General features: G+C 71.9%; 16 protein-coding genes. 8 read left to right on the forward strand and 8 right to left on the reverse strand.

Annotation, left to right across the window (positions count from 1 at the left end):
* Positions 1-2: 2 nt before the first annotated feature.
* A complete protein-coding gene (locus ACFY1H_RS37590) occupies positions 3-4,007 on the forward strand; it encodes a S8 family serine peptidase (RefSeq protein WP_366583576.1) in 4,005 nt (1,334 codons plus the stop codon).
* Between the two features lie 435 nt (positions 4,008-4,442).
* Positions 4,443-5,297: an SDR family NAD(P)-dependent oxidoreductase gene (locus tag ACFY1H_RS37595; protein ID WP_386954505.1), complete on the forward strand. Its 855-nt coding sequence runs from the start codon at positions 4,443-4,445 to the stop codon at positions 5,295-5,297.
* Positions 5,298-5,346: 49 nt separating this feature from the next.
* On the opposite strand, the gene ACFY1H_RS37600 is transcribed toward ACFY1H_RS37595, so the two are convergent.
* Positions 5,347-5,940, reverse strand: coding sequence for a hypothetical protein (locus ACFY1H_RS37600; RefSeq protein ID WP_386954508.1), 594 nt, complete (start codon positions 5,938-5,940; stop codon positions 5,347-5,349).
* Between the two features lie 123 nt (positions 5,941-6,063).
* Positions 6,064-6,945: a hypothetical protein gene (locus ACFY1H_RS37605; protein WP_366583579.1), complete on the reverse strand. Its 882-nt coding sequence runs from the start codon at positions 6,943-6,945 to the stop codon at positions 6,064-6,066.
* Between the two features lie 411 nt (positions 6,946-7,356).
* On the opposite strand from ACFY1H_RS37605, the gene ACFY1H_RS37610 reads away from it, so the two are divergent.
* Positions 7,357-7,917 (forward strand): hypothetical protein, encoded by a 561-nt coding sequence (locus ACFY1H_RS37610; protein WP_366583580.1) that lies wholly within the window; start codon positions 7,357-7,359, stop codon positions 7,915-7,917.
* On the opposite strand, the gene ACFY1H_RS37615 is transcribed toward ACFY1H_RS37610, so the two are convergent.
* Positions 7,914-8,642 carry a M24 family metallopeptidase gene (locus ACFY1H_RS37615; protein ID WP_366583581.1) on the reverse strand — a complete coding sequence of 243 codons (729 nt, stop codon included), beginning with the start codon at positions 8,640-8,642 and terminating at the stop codon, positions 7,914-7,916. The two genes, ACFY1H_RS37610 and ACFY1H_RS37615, sit on opposite strands and share 4 nt — an antisense overlap.
* A gap of 199 nt (positions 8,643-8,841) precedes the next feature.
* Between ACFY1H_RS37615 and ACFY1H_RS37620 the strand changes: the two genes are divergently transcribed.
* The 3 genes from ACFY1H_RS37620 (at position 8,842) to ACFY1H_RS37630 (ending at position 13,134) form a co-directional block, all read left to right on the forward strand.
* Positions 8,842-10,461 carry a trypsin-like peptidase domain-containing protein gene (locus ACFY1H_RS37620; RefSeq protein ID WP_366583582.1) on the forward strand — a complete coding sequence of 540 codons (1,620 nt, stop codon included), beginning with the start codon at positions 8,842-8,844 and terminating at the stop codon, positions 10,459-10,461.
* A gap of 560 nt (positions 10,462-11,021) precedes the next feature.
* Positions 11,022-11,516, forward strand: a complete 495-nt coding sequence (locus tag ACFY1H_RS37625; protein ID WP_366583583.1) for a hypothetical protein — start codon at positions 11,022-11,024, stop codon at positions 11,514-11,516.
* A 61-nt stretch (positions 11,517-11,577) separates the two neighbouring features.
* Complete coding sequence (locus tag ACFY1H_RS37630; RefSeq protein ID WP_366583687.1) at positions 11,578-13,134, forward strand: AMP-binding protein; 1,557 nt, start codon at positions 11,578-11,580, stop codon at positions 13,132-13,134.
* 4 nt (positions 13,135-13,138) lie between these two features.
* On the opposite strand, the gene ACFY1H_RS37635 is transcribed toward ACFY1H_RS37630, so the two are convergent.
* The 5 genes from ACFY1H_RS37635 to ACFY1H_RS37655 form a co-directional block, all read right to left on the reverse strand.
* On the reverse strand, positions 13,139-14,188 hold the full coding sequence (locus ACFY1H_RS37635; RefSeq protein WP_386954512.1) for a class I SAM-dependent methyltransferase: 1,050 nt from the start codon (positions 14,186-14,188) through the stop codon (positions 13,139-13,141).
* 86 nt (positions 14,189-14,274) lie between these two features.
* Positions 14,275-15,501, reverse strand: a complete 1,227-nt coding sequence (locus ACFY1H_RS37640; RefSeq protein ID WP_386954699.1) for a glycoside hydrolase family 18 protein — start codon at positions 15,499-15,501, stop codon at positions 14,275-14,277.
* A 154-nt stretch (positions 15,502-15,655) separates the two neighbouring features.
* A complete protein-coding gene (locus ACFY1H_RS37645; protein WP_366583586.1) occupies positions 15,656-15,970 on the reverse strand; it encodes a hypothetical protein in 315 nt (104 codons plus the stop codon).
* An 85-nt stretch (positions 15,971-16,055) separates the two neighbouring features.
* On the reverse strand, positions 16,056-16,673 hold the full coding sequence (locus tag ACFY1H_RS37650; RefSeq protein ID WP_386954514.1) for a hypothetical protein: 618 nt from the start codon (positions 16,671-16,673) through the stop codon (positions 16,056-16,058).
* Positions 16,670-17,002: a PadR family transcriptional regulator gene (locus ACFY1H_RS37655; protein WP_366583588.1), complete on the reverse strand. Its 333-nt coding sequence runs from the start codon at positions 17,000-17,002 to the stop codon at positions 16,670-16,672. The genes ACFY1H_RS37650 and ACFY1H_RS37655 overlap by 4 nt, the downstream gene beginning before the upstream one ends.
* A gap of 141 nt (positions 17,003-17,143) precedes the next feature.
* On the opposite strand from ACFY1H_RS37655, the gene ACFY1H_RS37660 reads away from it, so the two are divergent.
* Positions 17,144-18,292 (forward strand): carbohydrate binding domain-containing protein, encoded by a 1,149-nt coding sequence (locus ACFY1H_RS37660; RefSeq protein ID WP_386954516.1) that lies wholly within the window; start codon positions 17,144-17,146, stop codon positions 18,290-18,292.
* Between the two features lie 41 nt (positions 18,293-18,333).
* Positions 18,334-18,915 (forward strand): hypothetical protein, encoded by a 582-nt coding sequence (locus ACFY1H_RS37665; RefSeq protein WP_386954517.1) that lies wholly within the window; start codon positions 18,334-18,336, stop codon positions 18,913-18,915.
* Positions 18,916-18,926 lie beyond the last annotated feature (11 nt).

The raw sequence follows: 18,926 nt of genomic DNA on the forward strand, positions 1-18,926 counted from the left end.
CGATGCCCGATGGCGGCAGCATCACCGTCGACCCCGACGGCACCGCGACCCGCACCGACGCCCACGGCAAGACGCTCGGCAAGACCGTGCTCGCGCTGCCGCAGGGGACTTCCCCACTCGGCGCGCTGGCGCCGACCGACGACGCCGTGCGCGCCGCCTTCACCCGCAGCGCCACGCCCGAGCAGCCGAGTGACGTGCTCGTGCAGCTCGCCGCCTCCACGGCCGTGACCGGCGCGCCGCTCGCGGCCGGTCGCCGTGCGGCCAAGACGTCGGACAACGGCGTCAACGCGGCGCTGGCCGCGGTCGGCGCGACCTCCGTCGAACCGGTGTTCCCCGACGTCACCGACGTGCCCGCGCTGGCCAAGACCGTGCTGGTGCACCTCGCCGACAGCAAGCACACCGATGCCGCCGTGCAGAAGCTCGCCGCCACGCCCGGCGTGGTGAGCGCGCAGCCCGACCGCCGCGTCTCGGCGATGTCGACCGGCCCCGTGCCCGTGCCGCAGCCGAAGGTGAAAGCGGCGAAACTGCCGCAGGCGCACCAGAAACCGCCGACCGGCCTGCCGTCGAACTACGGCGTGACGTCGTCGGCGCAGAGCTACCTCGACGCCGGCGGCACCAACGCGCTCGGTACGTACAGCCTCCTGCACGGGAAGCTCCCGGGCAGCGGCGAGATCATCACCAACGTCTCGCTCGGCGACCTCACCGACCAGAGCATGGCCGACGCGGGCGACACCTACGTGCGCAACTACGGCCCGACCACCGTCGTGCAGGGCGGCCAGCGCTACCTCGATGTGCCGTCGATGCCGCTGATCCCCACCTACACCGCCGACTCCTCGGGCCGGCTCGACCCGCTCGGCTCCGTGGAGAACGAGGACCCCGCGCTCGGCGAGGTGCTGCTCGACTTCGGCGTGATGGCCCCGCTGCCGCACGACGCGCAGCGCGCCGGCGCCCAGGGTGACGGCTTCACCGACCTGCTCGGCATCGCGCCCGGCGCGCAGTACCGGCTGGTGGTGCCGCAGGAGCCGACGCTCGACCAGATCTCCGTGGCGCTGCTGGCCGCCGCGCGCCAGACCCCGCGGCCGGACGTGATCACCGCGAGCCTCGGCGTCGGCACCGACAGCGCGGGCTTCCCGGGCCGCTACCTCGAAGACGACCCGGTGGCGCAGGCGGTGATCTCGACGATCGTGAACCAGTACCACATCGTCGTCACCATCTCGTCCAACGACGGCACGCGCCTCTACACCCCGGCCGCGGTCGGCCCGGACGGCGGCAGCACGCCCACCGACGTGACGCGCGACGCCCGCGCGACCACGGACATCGCCGACGACCAGTTCTCCACCACCCCGACCAAGGTGCTCGACAGCGGCGCGATCGCCGTCGGCGGCACCACGCTCGACGACACGCTCGCCGTGCCGCAGCAGGCCGGCGGCGCGGCCGCGCACAACCCGACCTTCGCCACCACCCGCACCGACGGGGGCGGGAACTTCTCCTCCGGCTTCGGCACGCGCGTGGACGTTTCCGCGCCCAGCGACAACATCCTCGTCGTCGAGCACACGCAGAGCGGCGGCGCGCAGGACGTGACGCCGGTACTCAACGGCGGCACGTCGGCGTCCGCGCCGATGACCGCGGCCGCGGCGGCGGTGGTGCTGCAGGCGGCGAAGCTGGCCGGCCGTTCACTGAGCCCGGCCGACGTCCGCTCGGTCCTGCAGCACACGGCGCGGCCGGTCGCGTCGCCGCCGCAGATGGACCGGCCCGTGACGGTCGGTCCGCAGATCGACGTGACGGCGGCGGTGCAGTCGGTGCTCGGTGATCGGCATGCGGAGCCGGCGATCGCGGGGGTTTCCGTGGCGCACCGCGTGACCGTGGGCGGGCTCGGCGGTTCCTTCACCGAAAACGCCGACGGCGGCCGCATCGACCTCGACACCGGCGGCACGGGGGAGGGCCTCGTCGGCCCGGTCACCGTCGGCGCCGACGTGGTGGGTGCGCCGGATCACGCGACGTACGCGCTGAAGATCCACGGGCACGAGTTCACTTCGGACGTTCCGGCCGTGCGGCTGAGCCCGAAGGAAATCCTGGCCGCGGCGGGACTTCCGGTGGTGTCCACAGAGGACCGATCCGTGCCCGTCACCTTCGAGGTCCGCTCGGGACACCGCGTGGTCGCGTCGGCCGCGCAGACGCTCACCTTCGGACCGGCCGACGGCACCTACGCCGAGGCACTCGCCCCGGTGGCGCCGGCAACCGTGGCCGTGGGCAAGGACGTGCGGGTGCACTACGACCTCACCGGCGTGCGGAACCTCTCGAACCCGCAGGTGGTCGTGTCGACGCTGGGGCACTGGAACCCGGTCAACGCGCCGCTGTTCGGCACTTCGTTCGTCGCGCCGGTCACCGCGACTTCCGGTGACGTGGTCGTGCCGGCTTCGGCTTTCGCCGGCGGGGCGGGCGTCTACGGCGTCGGGATCGTGCAGCGTTCGGTGACCGGCACCGCCGGCGACCCGACTTACGGCGAGTTCACCGCGATCCGCGTCGGCGGCGCGGCGCAGCGGCCCGACGCGCCGATCCTCACGGCGGGCGGGATTTCCGGGCACTTCGTGGAGATCACGCGGGCGGCGCCGGCGTTCTCGCTCGGCTACGACGTGCGCGGCGTGCCGGGTGCGACCGGCGCCGCGGTGGAGGTGTCGGCTCCGGCGCCGACGTTGTACAACTCGCTCAACACCGTGACCAACGCCAACGGCGACCGGCGCGACCAGGGTGGCCCGAGCGCGGGATCTGTTGCGTACCAGCAGCTTCCGGCGCGTAACGGCGTCGCGAAGCTGGACGCGGTGAAGCTCGGGCTGGGTGGTTCGGTGGCCTACGACGTGCGCGTGCTCGCCACCGACCGCCAGGGCAAGGTGCTCGGTCAGGCGTCGCCGACGTCGTTCCTCGCGGTCGATGACGGCTATGCGCCCGGAAACGCCGTGGTGACGAGTTTCGCGGCGGCGGCTCAAGGTCTGTCGTACGCGGCGCTGCGCGCGCCCGGCGGTGGTGAGGCGGTGCAGGAGTACGACGCCGTGAAGGGCACGTACGGGCGGGTGCTCACGTCCGACCCATCCGGCGACGGCGGCTACCAGGTGCTCGGCGCGGACGCTTCGGCGCACCGGCTGGCGTTGCTGCACTTCACCAACGCCGGGTGGACGCTGGAGACGTACGACACGACGTCGTTGCAGCGGGTGGCTTCCGTGACCGCGGACGGCTACTCGGTGCAGGGCGGCCGCGTGGACGCGACCCGGCACCGCGTGGCGATCCTGGCCAAGCGGACGGCGGACAACACCGACTTCGTCCTGCCGCTGACCCTGGCCGACGGCGCCCTCGGCACGCCGCTGCTCGCGGACCCGCCGGGTGCCGTGGCGGGCGCGTTCAAGATGATCGAGCTCGACCAGGCCACCGGTCTGGTCTACCTCGCGCGCACCGGCGGCGGCCCGATCTGCTTCGGCGGCGGCGCGGCCTCCATGGCGAGCGTCGACCTCGACTCCGGCACGACGACCCTGTCGGGCGCGGGCAGCGTCTGCGCCGGCGCCATGGCCTACGACGAGGGCGCGAACAAGCTGTACCAGCTCGTGTACCGCTCGGTGAGCCTCAACATCGTCGGCACCACCTCGCTGGGCTCCATCGCGGGCGACACGCTGACCGCGGGGGAGTCGTACACGGTGCGCCAGCAGCAGGCGGCCTTCCTCGCCGTGGACGGCGTGCACCACCTCGGCCTGGTCGCCTTCCGCACGCCCCCGGTGATCTCGCAGTTCGGCAAGGTGGGCGGCGTGATCACCGACAACAACGCCACGAGCCAGCTCGCCGTGATCGACCTGGCGACCGGCAAGCAGCTGTCGGTGGTTTCCGGCCTGAACTTCGTGTCGAGCCCCTTCGGCGGCGAGTACAACTCCCTCACCGAACGCTCGGTGCAACTCGACCCCGCCACCCGCACGGGCTGGGTGCCTTCCTACGACGGGAGGCAGTTGCAGCAGTTCCGGTACTGAGGTTTCGGTGATCGCGGCGGGGCTGGTCCAGGGTGGACCGGCCCCGCTGTGGTTTTGGTGGGCAGGTGTGGGCCGGCTTTGGCGCGGCGCGTGGTCGCGGTTGGGCAGAACGCGCGGCGTCGGGTCGGCGGCTCGGCGGTCTGCCGCGGGTGGGTGAGGGTGCTTTCGTGATTCGGCGGCTTGCTGAGTGCCCTTCCTGCCGGTCCATGCCGGCAGGAAGCGCATCGGCGGCCGCTTTCAGGATTTGGCTCGCGGGGTCCGGCGTGCGCGGGCAGGACGTGCGACTTCGGGGCCGCGGTTCGCTGCTGGGCGGTGCGCGTGATCGCGGTTCGGCGCGTCGCGGGGGCCCGGTGTGGCCGGCGCTGGTGGGCAGGAAGCGTGCCTTCCCGGGCCGGCCGTTCGCCGTGGTCCCGGGGCGCGGGCAAGATCGGGATCATGAACGGAGCTTTGGCGGGCAAGATCGCGGTCGTCACGGGTGCGACGCGGGGTGTGGGCAAGGGCATCGCCCTCGAGTTGGGGGCGGCGGGGGCGACGGTGTACGTCACGGGCCGCACCGCTGAGCCCGTGGCGTTGCCGGGCACGCTGGGCGAGACGGCCGCCGAGGTGACCGCGCTGGGTGGCACCGGGGTCGCCGTGCGGTGTGATCACCACGACGACGCCCAGGTGGAGGCGGTCTTCGCGCGCGTCGCCGAGGAGGCGGGCCGGCTGGATGTGCTGGTGAACAACGTCTTCTCCGCGCCTGACCTGGCAACCTGGCTGAACCGGCCGTTCTGGGACCTGCCGCTGACCGCGTGGGACGAGGTCCTCGGCATAGGCGCGCGCTCGCACTACGTGGCGAGCGTGTTCGCCGCCCCGCTGCTGTTCGCCGCGGGCGGTGGCCTCATCGCGAACATCTCGTCGTCGGGCGCGGCGGCGTACCAGCAGAACACCGTGTACGGCGTCGGCAAGGCCGCGGTCGACAAGATGACCGCCGACATGGCGCTGGAACTGCGCGACCGCGGCGTCGCGGCCGTCTCGATCTGGCCGGGCCTCGTGCGCACCGAGCTGCTCGCCCTCGCCGGCCGCCCCACGCCCGACGGCCGCACCGTCCTCGACATCCCGGGCGCCGGCGAGTTCGACCTCGCCGCGGCGGAGTCCCCGCGCTTCGTCGGCCGCGGCGTCGCGGCCCTCGCGGCCGACCCCGCCGTGCTCACCCGCTCGGGCCGCGTCCACACCACCACGGACCTCGCCACCCACTACGCCTTCACCGACCTCGACGGCACCCTCCCGGGCGAGGTCGCCGCGTCCTGACCCACGGGATCCGGTTGCTGTGGTGCGGTTCGCGCAATTGACGACAGTCTCACTGAGCCCAGGGGTGCAGGGCGCTCCAGGTGCCTCCGGTCGCTGCGAAGACCAGCGCCGAGCCGTCGAAGACTTCCTCGGCATTCTCCGGGTGCAGGCTCCCGAAACGTTCGGCACACAAGTCGACCTGCAGCAGGCCGCCGAAGCGGGTGAACTGCGGGGGATCGTAGAGCACCCACGAGCCCTCGATGTTCTCGTCGATGCGGAACCGCCGCACGTCGAGCAGGTCCAGGGACACCGGTTCCCAGCGGAGATCTTCCCAGCGCGCACCCTCGCTCAGGACCCTGGCGTCGATCACAAGCCGGACGACCCGTGTCCCTTGCGGGCCCCATTCCTGATCGACGATGACGCGACGGACGAGGGAGTCGTGAAACGCGTAGCGGTGCAGCAAGGCCGCGACCCCGTCCTCGGTCAACGGGTGTGGCCCGAGCTTGCGCTCCGGTACCGGCGGTCTGAGATCCATTGTGCTCCTTCGTCCTCCGGCGAAACCGCAGCCGACGACGAGCGCCGGCATCGGCAGGACAGATAGTTCCGACGCGTCGGCCCGAAGGAGCAGCGGATCGGCGTTCTGCTGCGCCAGCCGGCCGGGCAAGCTCCTGCATCCGACGCACGGGGAGACCGCCGCCCCGGACAGTGAGGGCGTGCTCGAAGTCCGCAATCGCCGCGAAGGGCGCCCCGACGGTGGTCGAGGCGCCCTTCGCGGCGAGGGAAGCGGTCAGCCGCCCATCTGCTTCACGATCTCGCTCATGTCGGCGATCTGGTCGGCCGGCGGGGCGGTGATGGTGACGGGGGTGCCCCAGTCGCTGTATTTGAGCGTGCTCTTGCCCAGGCCGGTGCCGCCCGTGCCTTCGGCTTGGGTCAGTGCGGTCTCGTCCATCGTGATCTGGCGCGGGAGCTGGTTCTTGTCCACCCAGAGCTCGGTCGGGAGCATGATGTGCTTGCCCTTGACCTGCTGCTCGAGCTTGGCCTTCGCCGCGGCCGGCAGGAAGTCGGTGACCTTGTCCAGGATCTTGTCGAGATCGAGCTGCACCTTGTAGTGGTTCATTTTCTCGCCGTCCAGGGTGGTCTGGTCGGAGCTGAGGATCCGGCCGGCTTCGGCGACCCGGTCGAGCACCTCGGTCGGGTCACTCGCCTGGGAGGTCGAACCCATGCTGCCCGACATCGCCTGCGACAGCGCGTCGTCGGCACCCGGCGTGATCTTGAGCCAAGGCTTGTCGGTGCCCAGCTGGCTCGCCTCGCCCGGCGGAACCTTCACGTACAGGGTCTTGTCGACGATCCGCAGCTCGACTTGCTGGCCTTCGACGGTCTCGGTCAGCGAAAGCTCGATGTTGCCCGGCTGGAACAAGTAGTCGCCTTGGGCCGTGACCGTCTTGCCGGCCGCGTTCGCCACCAGCGAGACTTTCGCCGACTTCGACTTCTGCGTGACCTGCTTCGAGGCGGCCGACAGTTCCAGCACATTCTGGAACGGTGCGGCGAGCCCGAGTTCCGGTTTGTCACCGGCGCCCGACGCCGTCCCGTTCTGGCCCTTGGCACCACAGCCCGTCAGCACGAGTGCCAACGCGGCACCCGCGGCGACGACGAAAGTGGTTCTGCGCATGCAATCTCCCTGGGAGGTCATTGGTTCACCCGCATATCGCCGTGGTGGTCCGGCGGTTACGCCGTTTCGGTCACGATTCGGCGTTGTGGTTCGACAAAAGTGCGGCCGGCGTCTTTTGCGACATCAATCCCGCTGACACGCAAATCCGCCAATAGGGAGGGATAAACCCCGATATTCGAAAAGGCGTCATCCGGGGCCGAAACCACCACGGCAAATGATCAACCGCCCCACGCGAAATAGTCCCAATCATCCCGATTTGACCGAAAAATCCCCGACATACGGCGACACATCCCCGCAGGTTCACCGCGCGAGCCGAGACGAACACCACTCTCGACATCTGCTTAGGTTTGCCTAAGCTCACCCTGCCCGACCTGCCGGGCAGCCCACTTGAGTCCGGAAAGGACCTTCGCCGTGAGTACCCCTGTCACTCAAGCCGCGCCCGTCGCGGGTTCCGTGTCCCCCACCTTCCGGCGGCTGCACGCCGCTGCGGTCGCCCGGATCGTGTTCGGTGTGGTGTGGGCGATCGACGCCACGTTCAAGTGGCTGCCGGGCTTCGTGCACGGCCAGACGCTCGGCAAGGAGCTGGGCAAGGCCGACAAGATCTCAGTCCCCGTGGTGCACCAGTGGCTGGAGCTGTGGCACACCGTTGCGAGCTGGAGCCCGGCGGCGTTCGCCGTGGGCACCGCCGTGATCGAGACGCTGATCGCGCTCGGGCTGATCTTCGGGGCGTTCTCGAACCTCGTGTTCATCGGGAGCGCGGTGTTCTCGTTCGGCATCTGGTCGGCGGCGGAGGGCTTCCACCTGCCGTGGGACGCGCCGGGCATGACGGACCTCGGACCGTCCGTCGGCTACATCTTCGCCTCGCTCGGCCTGTACTACGCGGCCGCCGGATCCGTGTGGAGTGTGGACACGGTGCTGCAGCCGAGGCTCGGCAAGCTCTCCTGGCTGGCCGCGAAACCCGCCGCTGTCTAGTCGGAGCCGCCGCCGGACCGCTCGTGGCCGAGGTCGAGCAGCTCCTCGAAGAACCCGCCGATCCGCCGTTCGCGGTCGACGAGGTGGACCTCGAGGATCCAGTGCGACGTCTGCCCGTTGCGGTCCGGCCGGCGCATCGGCCGGTCGCTGCCCGGCGCGATGTAGGACTCGATCCGCTCGCCGTCGATCGTCTCGTGCGGGAACTGGCCCACGAGGTGCCCGGAGTGCGCGCCGCCGAACTCCCAGCCGGCCTCGGCGGCGAGCTTGGTGACGTGCTCGTACAGCTCGGCGCCGGTCACGTCCGGGTGTGCCTCGAAGTACTCGCGCCCGGCCTGCCACACCACGGGCAGGCTGTCGCGCAGCCGCAGCTTCACGGGGTCGTCGCCGAGCACGAACGTCCGCCCGAAGTCGGCCTCGAACTCCTCGAAGATCGGCCCGAAGTCCACGAAGACGATGTCGTCCTCGGCGATCACGCGGTCGGGCGGGTTCTCCCGGTACGGCCGCAGAGTGTTCTCGCCCGCGCGCACGATCCGCTTGTGCCAGTAGCGGTCCACGCCGAACAGCTCCGCCGCGAGGTCGCGCAGCGCGTTGCTCGCCTCCGTCTCGCGCACGCCGGGCGCGAGCAACCCGCGCCGCTCGACCTCGTCGAACAGCTCGACGGCCTTGGCCTGCGCGTCCAGCAGCCGCGCCGCGCGCTGTGCCTCGTCCTCGATCAGCTCACCCATGCCCCCGACGGTAACCACCGCCGCACGTGGCCACCAGGCGAGTCCGATTTGGGCGCCGGCGGGAGGAATCACCCGATCCGCGACCGAACCTGGGGAAACTCCACAGGTTTCCCACGGAGCCCGGCAAGGAAAATCTCAGGTACGGGGTGTGTTCTGGCCGAGGCGGTAGCCAGGAGCGGGACGAGGCTGGAGCGGGAACATGAGCGAACAGGAGCCGGGGTCGACCGGTGGGTGGCCGTACGGACACGGTGACCAGGCCCAGCCGGGCGCGTACGGGCAGTACGGACAGCCGGACGCGGCGGGCCGGCAAGGCACCCCGGGACAACAGGGCCACTACGGCCCGTACGACGGCTACAACCAGGGCTGGGCACCGCAGGGCGCGTGGGGTCACCCGGGCACCCAGCAGTTCCCGCAGACGCCGTACCACCGGCCGCCGCGGCCGATGCGCAGCGCGGCGATCGCCGTCGGCGCCATCGGGCTTTCGGTCGTGCTCGGCCTCGGCATCGGGCACTTCGTGTGGACGCCGGGCTCGGATTCCGCGTCGGGCAACCAGAACTTCGGGTCCGTGGCGCCTCCCGGGGGCACGTCGAGCACGTCGATCGACCCCAACGGGATCGCGACGAAGGTCGACCCGGGCCTGGTCGACGTGAACACCGAGCTCGGTTACCAGAGCGCCGCCGCGGCGGGCACCGGCATCGTGCTGACCTCGGACGGCGAGATCCTCACCAACAACCACGTCGTCGAAGGCGCCACCAGCATCAAGGTGACCGACATCGGCGACGGCAAGACCTACACCGCCTCCGTGCTCGGCTACGACCGCAGCCACGACATCGCGGTGATCAAGCTCAACGGCGCCTCCGGCCTGAAGACCGCGACGCTCGGCAACTCGTCCGCGGTCGCGGTCGGCGACGCCGTGGTCGGCATCGGCAACGCCGGCGGCGCCGGCGGCACCCCGGCCGTGGCGGCCGGCAAGGTGACGGCGCTGAACCAGTCGATCACCGCGTCGGACGAGTCGGCCAGCTCGTCGGAGCAGCTCACCGGCCTGATTCAGGTCGACGCCGACATCCAGTCCGGCGACTCCGGCGGCCCGCTGGTCAACGCCAACGGCCAGGTCATCGGCGTCGACACCGCCGCGTCTCAGGGCTTCCAGTTCAACGGCGGCCAGGGCCAGGGCGGTCTCGGCCGCGGTCGCGGCGGGCTCGGTCAGGGTCAGGGCGGCCTGGGGCAGGGTGGTCTCGGGCAAGGCGGTCTCGGGCAAGGTCAGGGCGGCCTGGGTGGCCTCGGCGGTCTCGGCCAGGGTCAGGGCGGTCTGGGCCAGGGCGATCCGGGCCAGGGCCAGGGCGGCCTCGGCGACGGCAGCGGCCAGCAGGGCGCCTCGAGCGGCCACCAGGGCTTCGCGGTCCCGATCAACCAGGCGATCGACCTGGCCCACCAGATCATCGGCGGCAAGTCGTCCGACTCCGTCCACATCGGACAGAGCGCGTTCCTCGGCGTGTCGGTGAGCGACGCCGGCCAGCCACAGCAGGCGCCCGGCGGGTTCGGCCAGGGCCAGTCCCAGGGTGGCCCGGACCAGTCCCAGGGCAGCTCGACCGGCGCGCAGATCCAGGACGTCGTCGCGGGCGGCCCCGCCGCCTCGGCCGGCCTCACGGGCGGCGACGTGATCACCGCCGTCGACGGCAAGACCGTCGACTCGGCGACCGCCCTCACCACCCTCATGGACACCCACCACCCGGGCGACAAGCTCACCGTCACCGTGGTGGACCAGACCGGCCAGCAGCACGACGTCACCGTGACCCCGGTCAACGGCCCGGTCGGCTGACCGCAAGCACGCAAGGAGGGGTCCCGGTCGATTGCGAACCGGGGCCCCTTCGCTGTCGCGGTGGCAACTTGCTCCTGGGCCGTGCCGAGCAGGAAGACGTGACTTCGGGCGGACGGCCTCCGACGGCCTGGCTCGGCCCCGGTGCGAGAACGTTGTCACGCGCCCGAGAAGGGGGTCCCGGTCGATTGCGAACCGGGGCCCCTTCGCTGTCGCGGTGGCAACTTCCTCCTGGGCCGTGCCGAGCAGGAAGACGTGACTTCAGGCTGACGGCCTCCGCCGGCCTGGCTCGACTCCGGCGCGAGAACGTTGTCACGCGTACGAGGACGGGTCCCGGGCCATTGCGAACCGGGGCCCCCTTCGCTGTCGCAGTGGCAACTTGCTCCCGGGCCGTGCCGAGCAGGAAAGCGCGACTTCAGGCTGACGAACTCCGACGGCCTGGCCCGACCCTGGCGCGCGAAAGTTGTCACGCGCCCGAGAAGGGGTTCCGGTCCAGTGGACCGGGACCCCTCCCGCCATAGCGGCGTTACCTTCCCCCGACACGAGCGAGGGAGGAACAGCCCATGGACCGCAAGTGGCTCACCCCGGTGCTTCTGCTGGCGGTCACCGGCTGCAGCACCGGCACGACCGGCCACGCACACCCCGCCGGTGGGGACCTGCCGGGCGCGGCCGACGGGCGCGACTACGCGGCCTGCGCCGACGGCAACTGCGAAGTCCTCGTCACGAAGCCGGTCGGCCTTCCGGCCGGCGGGCGCGGGGACGTCGACACGGTGGCGATCACCCGCATCGGGCCCGGCGGGGTGGACTACGAGGTCAGGAGCGCCCACGGCAGCGGCTCCGGGAACCTGACCACGGGCTGCGTCTCGACGTTCTTCCAAGGCGGGGGCGGCTCGGCGTGCTACTCGGGGGACGTGCCGCGGCCGCAGGCGCAGACGGGGGTGCTCGCGGTGCGGCTGACGGGGGCGTCGGCGGCCGGGGCCGTGGTGCAGCTGGTCTCGGGGCCGCCCGGGCCGCCGCCGGAGTCGCTGGTGCCTCACATTCCCGGTTTCGGGGGCTGAGTGCGGCCTATTCTCTGCAGCGGCACCGTCGCCGAAGCCGGGAGAGGAATCCGTGGACTCCATCAGCACCCTGTCGTACGAGCCGCTCACCCCGACCGCCTACCTCGACCGCGCCGCGGCCGCGCACGGGGACCGGATCGCCGTGGTCGACGGTGAGGACCGCTGGACCTACGCCGAGCTGCACGAGCGGTGCCGCCGGCTCGCCGGGGCGCTGGCGCCGCTCGCGGACGGGCGGCCGGTGGCCGTGCTCGCGCCCAACACCCACGTGCTGCTGGAAGCCAACTTCGGCGTGCCGTGGGCGGGCGTGCCGCTCGTCGCGGTGAACACGCGGCTCGCGGCGCGCGAGGTGGCCTACATCCTGGAGCACGCGAAAGCGGCGGTGCTGGTGCACGACCCGGTGTTCGACGAGCTGGTCGAACACGCCATCGCGTTGCTGCCCGGGCCCGCGCCACGCCGGATCCGCGCGGGCGAGGAGTACGAGCGGCTGCTGGCGGCCGCCGAGCCGCTGGCGATCACGCCCGACGACGAGCGGTCCGTGCTGTCGATCAACTACACCTCCGGCACCACCGGCCGGCCGAAAGGCGTGCTCTACAGCCATCGCGGCGCGTACCTGCAGGCGCTGGCGATGGTCGGCCACACGGGCCTCTCGCCCTCGGCCGTGCACCTGTGGACGCTGCCGATGTTCCACTGCAACGGCTGGTGCTTCCCGTGGGCGGTCACCGCGGCCGCGGCCACGCACGTGTGCCTGCCGAAGGTCGAGCCCGCCCGCGTGTGGCAGCTGATCCGCGAGCAGGGCGTCACGCACCTCAACGGCGCGCCGACCGTGCTGTCGATGCTCGCCTACGCCCCGGAAGCGGCGCCGGTCGAGACGACGGTGCGGGTCGCCACCGGGGGAGCGCCGCCGTCGCCCGCGATCCTGCGCCGCATGAGCGAGCTCGGCTTCGACGTGACGCACCTGTACGGCCTGACCGAGACCTACGGCCCGGCGATGATCTGCGACTGGCGTCCCGAGTGGAACGCGCTGGACGAGCAGGAGCAGGCGCGGCTCAAGGCCCGCCAGGGCGTGGGCAACATGATCTCCTGCACCGCCCGCGTGATCGCCGACGACGGCACCGACGTGCCCGCCGACGGCGCCACCGTCGGCCAGATCGCCTTGCGCGGCAACAACGTCATGCTCGGCTACCTCGACGACCCCGAAGCGACGCGCGCCGCCGTGCCCGACGGGTGGTTCCGCACCGGCGACCTCGGCGTGGTGCACCCGGACGGCTACGTCGAGCTGCGCGACCGCAGCAAGGACGTGATCATCTCCGGCGGCGAGAACATCGCGTCGGTGGAGGTGGAGCAGGCGATCGCCGAGCACCCGGCCGTGCTGGAGGTGGCCGTGGTCGCCGTGCCGGACGAGCGCTGGGGCGAGGTGCCGGCCGCGTACGTGACCTTGCGCGACGGCGCGAGCGCCACGGAGGCGGAGATCGTCGAGTTCGTGCGCGAGCGGCTGGCGCGGTTCAAGGCGCCGAAGTCCGTGACGTTCGGGGACCTGCCGAAGACCTCGACCGGGAAGATCCAGAAATACGTGCTGCGCGAGAAGGCCTGGGCGGGCGTGGAGCGGCGCATCCAGTGAGCACTCAGCCCAGCCGGTAGAAGCGCCACATGTCGTGGTCGATCGGCAGGGTCTCGATGCGGGCGAACCCGGCTTCGCGGGCGTACGCCTCGACGGTCGAGCGGCGGATCGCGGTGCCGGTGGCGGCCGAGCCCGTGCTGCTCATGCTGTCGGGCAGGCAGATCGCCACGCTGAAGCCGTACATCAGCCGCTCGACGGCGTCGCCGGGCGCGGTGAACTCGTCGGCGACCTTCATGTCGGCCACGAGCACCGGCCCGCCGAGGCCGCGCATCGCCGCGAGCGCGCGGACGGGGTAGGGCAGGTCGTGGAGGCATTCGAAGGCCATCACGAGGTCGTACGGCTCGGCCTCGACCGTGCCGATGTCCTGGCGGTGCACGGTGATCCGGTCGGTGAGGCCGGCTTCGGCGACGTTGGTCCGGGCGAGCTCCACCGACGCTTGGTCGAGGTCGTACGCGTCGACGTGCGTCTCGGGGAACGCGCGCGCCAGCGCGATCGCGGCCCAGCCGCCGCCGCAGCCGATGTCGGCGACACGCGACGGCCCGTCGGCCAGGCGCGCGAGCACGTCGGGCATCGCGGGCAGCCATTGGTGCGCCAGCAGGTGCAGGAAACCCGGACGGTTGAGCGCCGCCTGGGATTCGCGCATGTCGGCGCCGTAGCCGGCCCACGGGAAGCCGTGGCCGGTGCGGAACGCCTCCGCGACCTCGGGCACGTGCCCGGCGGCGCTCACGAGCTGGCGCGCGAGCGGGCTGAGGTAGGCGAGCGCGTCCTGGTCGGCGAGCACGGTCTCGGCGCCCGGGGCGAAGCGGTAGTGCCGTTCGGTCTCGGTACCGGTGACCTCCAGGAACCCCGACACCGCCTGCTGTTCGAGCCATTCGCGGGCGCACCGCTCGTCGGTGCCGGTCGACTCCGCGAGCTGGGCGGGCGTGCGGTCGCCGCCGGCGAGGGAGCGGTAGTAGCCGAGGCGGTCGCCGAGCGCGATGGCGATGACGTCGGAAGTCGCGACGGCGGCGTCGAACACGCGCGCCGCCATGGCTTCGGCGGGGTCTTCGGGCATCACCCAGTATTCGCAGAGCGGCCCGAACCGGACAACGACGGGCTTTTCACCGGGGCCCGGGCTCGCGGCCCGGGCCCCGGCGGAGATCAGCGGGAGATCGCGGAGAGGAGTTCGGCGTTCGTGGTGTCGCCGGAGAGCTCCCACGCGAACACGCCGCCGAGCCCCTGCGACTTCGCGTAACCGGCCTTGGCCGACGCCGTCGCGGGAGTGTCGTAGCTCCACCACTGCGAGCCGCACTTCGCGTAGGCGGTGCCGGCGATGAGGCCGTTGGACGGGCACGTGGTCTTGAGGACCTTGTAGTCCTCCACGCCGTCCTCACCCGTGGTGGTGCCCTTCACCGGGCCGGTCGCCGTGCCGCCGGGCTGCTTCTGCGTGACACCGTCCCAGCCGCGGCCGTAGAACCCGAGGCCCAGCAACAGTTTCGCCGGCGGCACGCCGTCGCGGCGCAGCTTCTGGATCGCGGCGTCCGCGTAGAACCCCGCGGTGGGGATGCCGTGGTACGAGCGCAGCGGCGAATGCGGCGCGGTGGGACCGGCCGGGGAGGCGCCGGCGACGAAGTAGTCGTAGGTCATCACGTTGTACCAGTCGAGGTAACGGCTCGCGCCCGCGTAGTCGGTGGCGTCGATCTTGCCGCCGGGCGTGCCGTCCGCGGTGATCGCCGCGGTCACGAGCTGCTTGCCGAACCTGGCGCGCAGGGCCCGGACGACCTCGGTGAAGGCGTCGGGGCCGCTGGCGTCGCACTCGAGGCCGCAGGCGTTGGGGTACTCCCAGTCCACGTCGATGCCGTCGAAGAGCCCGGCCCAGCGCGGGTCGTTCACCAGGGCGTAGCAGGAGTCCGCGAACTTCGCGGGGTCTTTCGCGGCCTCGGTGAAGCCGGGGGAGAAGGTCCAGCCGCCGAACGACCACAGGATCTTCAGGTTCGGGTGCAGCTTCTTGAGCTGCAGCAGCTGGTTGAAGCTGCCGTGCAACGCGCCGGGCTCGGCGCTGTCGGCCTGGCCGGTCACGCTCGTGGCGGCGTCGTAGGGCTGATCGGCGTCGGCCCACTCGTCGCCGAACGCGCACTGGCCGGCCGTGACGGTGCCGAACGCGTAGTTGATGTGGGTGAGCTTCGCGGCGGAGCCGGAGGTCTCGATGTCCTTGACGTGGTAGTTGCGGGCGTACACGTCCCAGTCGGCGAAGTAGGCCATGACCTTGTGGTCCGGCCGGTGATTCGCCGCGGCCGGGGTGGGAGCAGGTGTGGTCGCCGTCGCCGGCGCTGCGAGGGAGGCGAGCACCAGGGCCACCCCGGCCCCAGCCGTGACCAGACGTCTCAGCACGATCGTTTTCCCTTCGACGGGGGAAGAAGACCGCCGGACGCTAACAGGTCCAGACCATTGGGGACAGGGCTTGCCGGGAGAGCGGGCAGCAACGCGGCCCGTTTTGACCCTGCCGGCGCGGAGACGGGCCTCAGGGTCGGGGAACCGGCGCTCAGGCCTGCTTGACCTCGCAGCGCCACGCGCCGCCGGCGCCACGGGTGCACGTGAGCTGCTGCTCGTCGGTCGCGTCGCCGGGCTGGCGCCACGGCATCACGGTGTCGCCGGCGATGAGCGCGTCGAGCGTCTGCAACTGCGGGTCGCGCGGCTCGGGGTGGTGCTCGTACCCGGCCCGCCCGAGCGCCAGCGCGATGGCCATGCCGAGCAGGTTGACGTCGTTCGCGTCCGTCGGCAGCTCGCCTCCCTCGGGGCGCAGCCGCACCCCGGCCTCGGGCGAGTGGACGATCGCTGCGGTGTAGCTGTCGGACATCAGCCGGCACTCTCCGTTCGTGAACTTCCGGACGGGGCTCAGCCTATTTCGCCCGCTCACCGGTGTCACCGCCGACCCGCCGGGCTCAGCCCAGCGCCCGCCGCAGCCGGGGTGCGCTCAGGAGCACCCGGCAGGCGTAGCGCACCTGGGCCCACCGGCCGCTGCGCGCTTCGGCGAGGTCGTGCAGCTCCGAGAGGAACAGCTCGGCGTACTCGGCCCGGCTCCCGGCCGGCAGCAGCGCCGCCGCGCACGTGGCCGTCACGCGGGAGAACGCGATCACCTGCGCCGGGCTCGCCGCCGGCCCCGCCCACCCGTGCCAGCGGGGACGCCGCGAGCCGAACCCGTGGTCGGAGAGCACGGTGACGACGTCCCTGCGCGCCGCGTCGAGCTGGTCCACCACCTCGATCACGCAGCGGCGCGCGAGGTCGTGGTCGTCGCGGCCGGTGCCGTCGCCGACCAGTGCCAGCGCGCGCCACGCGTAGGCGCGGGCGTTGCCGAGCGCCGGCCCCAGCTCGGCGGCGCTCGCGAGGTCGCCCGTCACGTCGAGCTCGCGGCACAGGTCGGCGAGAAGCCCGCCGACGAGCGGCAGGTCGACGGTACGGAACGAGCTGCTCAGGTGGGGCAGCAGCGTGGCCGCGACGCGATCGTGGGTCCGGCCGAGCATGCGGTCCAGGCTGAGCAGCAAGTCGAGCGGCGGGTTCACCGCGCGTCCCCCGCCAGGCCCGGGCGCAGCCGCGTCAACGCGCGCGCCGAGGTTTCCGCGCGGTGCAACGCTTCCCGCACGGCCTCGAGACCGTCGGGGTCGAGCCGGTAGTAGCGCCGCCGCGGCCGGCCCGCCTCCGCCGGATCCGCTTCCTCCCACCGCGACCGCAGCCAGCCCGCCTTCTCAAGGCGCGCAAGGATCGGGTGGATCGTGCCGCTGGGCAACCCGGCGGCAGCGCAGATCTCGAGCCCGTAGAGCTCCTGGGTGGGCTCCCGCAGCAGCGCGTGGAGCACCAGCTGGGTCGGGAGGGTCATCCGCGGACCGGCCATGCAAGAACTCTACCTAGCCCCCTTCGCGAGGGGAAGCCCTGGCCGTGGCTCGGCGTCCGGGTGGGCTTCGGGAAGTGGTCTGGACATTTCACACATTGGTCCAGACAATGAGCACCTCCCCGCCGAAGCCGGAGGTGCGCGATGAGGCGTTCCCGACTGTCCGTGTTCCTGGCCGCGTTCGCCGTGGCGCTGGGTGGGCTCGTGGCCGTGCCCGGCAGTGCCGGGGCCGCGAACCTGCTGGTCAACCCCGGGTTCGACGCCGGGTCGACGGCCGGGTGGGAGTGTGCGGGCGGGGCGGCGACGGTGGCCTCGCCGGTGCGTTCGGGGGCGGGGGCGCTGGCCGTGACCGCGTCCGCGAGCGACACCGGGCAGTGCAGCCAGACGGTGTCCGTGCGGCCGAACACGACGTACGCCGTGGAGGCGTGGGTGCGGGGCAACCCGGTGTACCTGGGGGTCACCGGAGGGCCCTCGACCTGGGCGGGCTCGGGTGACTACACGCGGCTGGCGCTGTCGTTCACCACGGGTGCGAGCCAGACGTCGGCGCAGCTCTACCTGCACGGCTGGTACGGCGGCGGCACCTACTACGCCGACGACGTCAGCTTCGACGGCCCGGGCGGCGGGACCCCCGGCGCGCCGAGCGCTCCGACGGCGCCGAAGCTCGGTGCGGTCACCAGCACGTCGATCGGCCTGACGTGGACCGCGCCGGCGGGCACGGTGACCGGCTACCGCGTCTACGAGGACGGCACGCTGCGCGCCACCGTCACCGGCACCTCGGCGACGCTCACCGGCCTTTCGCCGTGCACCACGCACAGCTACACCGTCGCCGCCTACAACACGGCGGGGGAGTCGCCGCACAGCGCCACCGTGTCCGGGTCCACCGGCGGCTGCACCAACGCCGGCCTGCCGGAGCACGCCCTCATCGGCTACCTGCACGCCAGCTTCGCCAACGGCTCCGGCTACGTGCGCATGGCCGACGTGCCCGACGCGTGGGACATCATCGACCTCGCGTTCGGCGAGCCGACCACGCCGACGTCCGGCGACATCCGCTTCAACCGCTGCCCGGCGACCGAATGCGCGGGCGTGGAGAGCGACGCCGACTTCATCGCGGCGATCCGCGCGAAGCAGGCGCAGGGCAAGAAGGTGCTCATCTCCATCGGCGGCGAGAAGGGCCAGGTGCAGCTCACCACACGGCCGCCCGCGACGCGTTCGTCAGCTCGGTCTCCGCGATCATCGACAAGTACGGCCTCGACGGCCTCGACGTCGACTTCGAAGGCCACTCGCTGTCGCTGAACGCGGGCGACACCGACTTCCGCAACCCGACCACCCCCGTCGTGGTCAACCTGATCTCCGCGCTCAAGACGCTGAAAGCCCGCTACGGCAGCGGGTTCGTGCTCACGATGGCGCCCGAGACGTTCTTCGTGCAGGTCGGCTACCAGTTCTACGGCGGCTCCTCGGCCGGCGACCAGCGCACCGGCGCGTACCTGCCGGTGATCAACGCCCTGCGCGACTCGCTGACGGTGCTGCACGTCCAGGACTACAACTCCGGGCCGGTCATGGGGCTGGACAACCAGTACCACACGATGGGCGGCGCCGACTTCCACATCGCCATGACCGACATGCTCAAAGCCGGCTTCACCGTCGCCGGCGGGGCGTTCTTCCCGGGCCTGCGCGACGACCAGATCGCCCTGGGCGTGCCGGCGACCGTCAACGCGGGCAACGGCTACACCGCCCCGGCCGACGTGCAGACCGCCCTGACCTGCCTCACGAAGGGCACCGGCTGCGGCGGCTACACCCTGCGCGGCGGGACCGTGCCGGGGCTGCGGGGGCTGATGACGTGGTCGATCAACTGGGACCACTTCTCGGGCTGGGCGTTCCAGAACGCGCACGCGCCGTTCCTGGACACGCTGCCCTGAGACCCCTGCCC

It is taken from the genome of Amycolatopsis sp. NPDC001319 (genome assembly GCF_042896185.1).
GTDB lineage: Bacteria > Actinomycetota > Actinomycetes > Mycobacteriales > Pseudonocardiaceae > Amycolatopsis.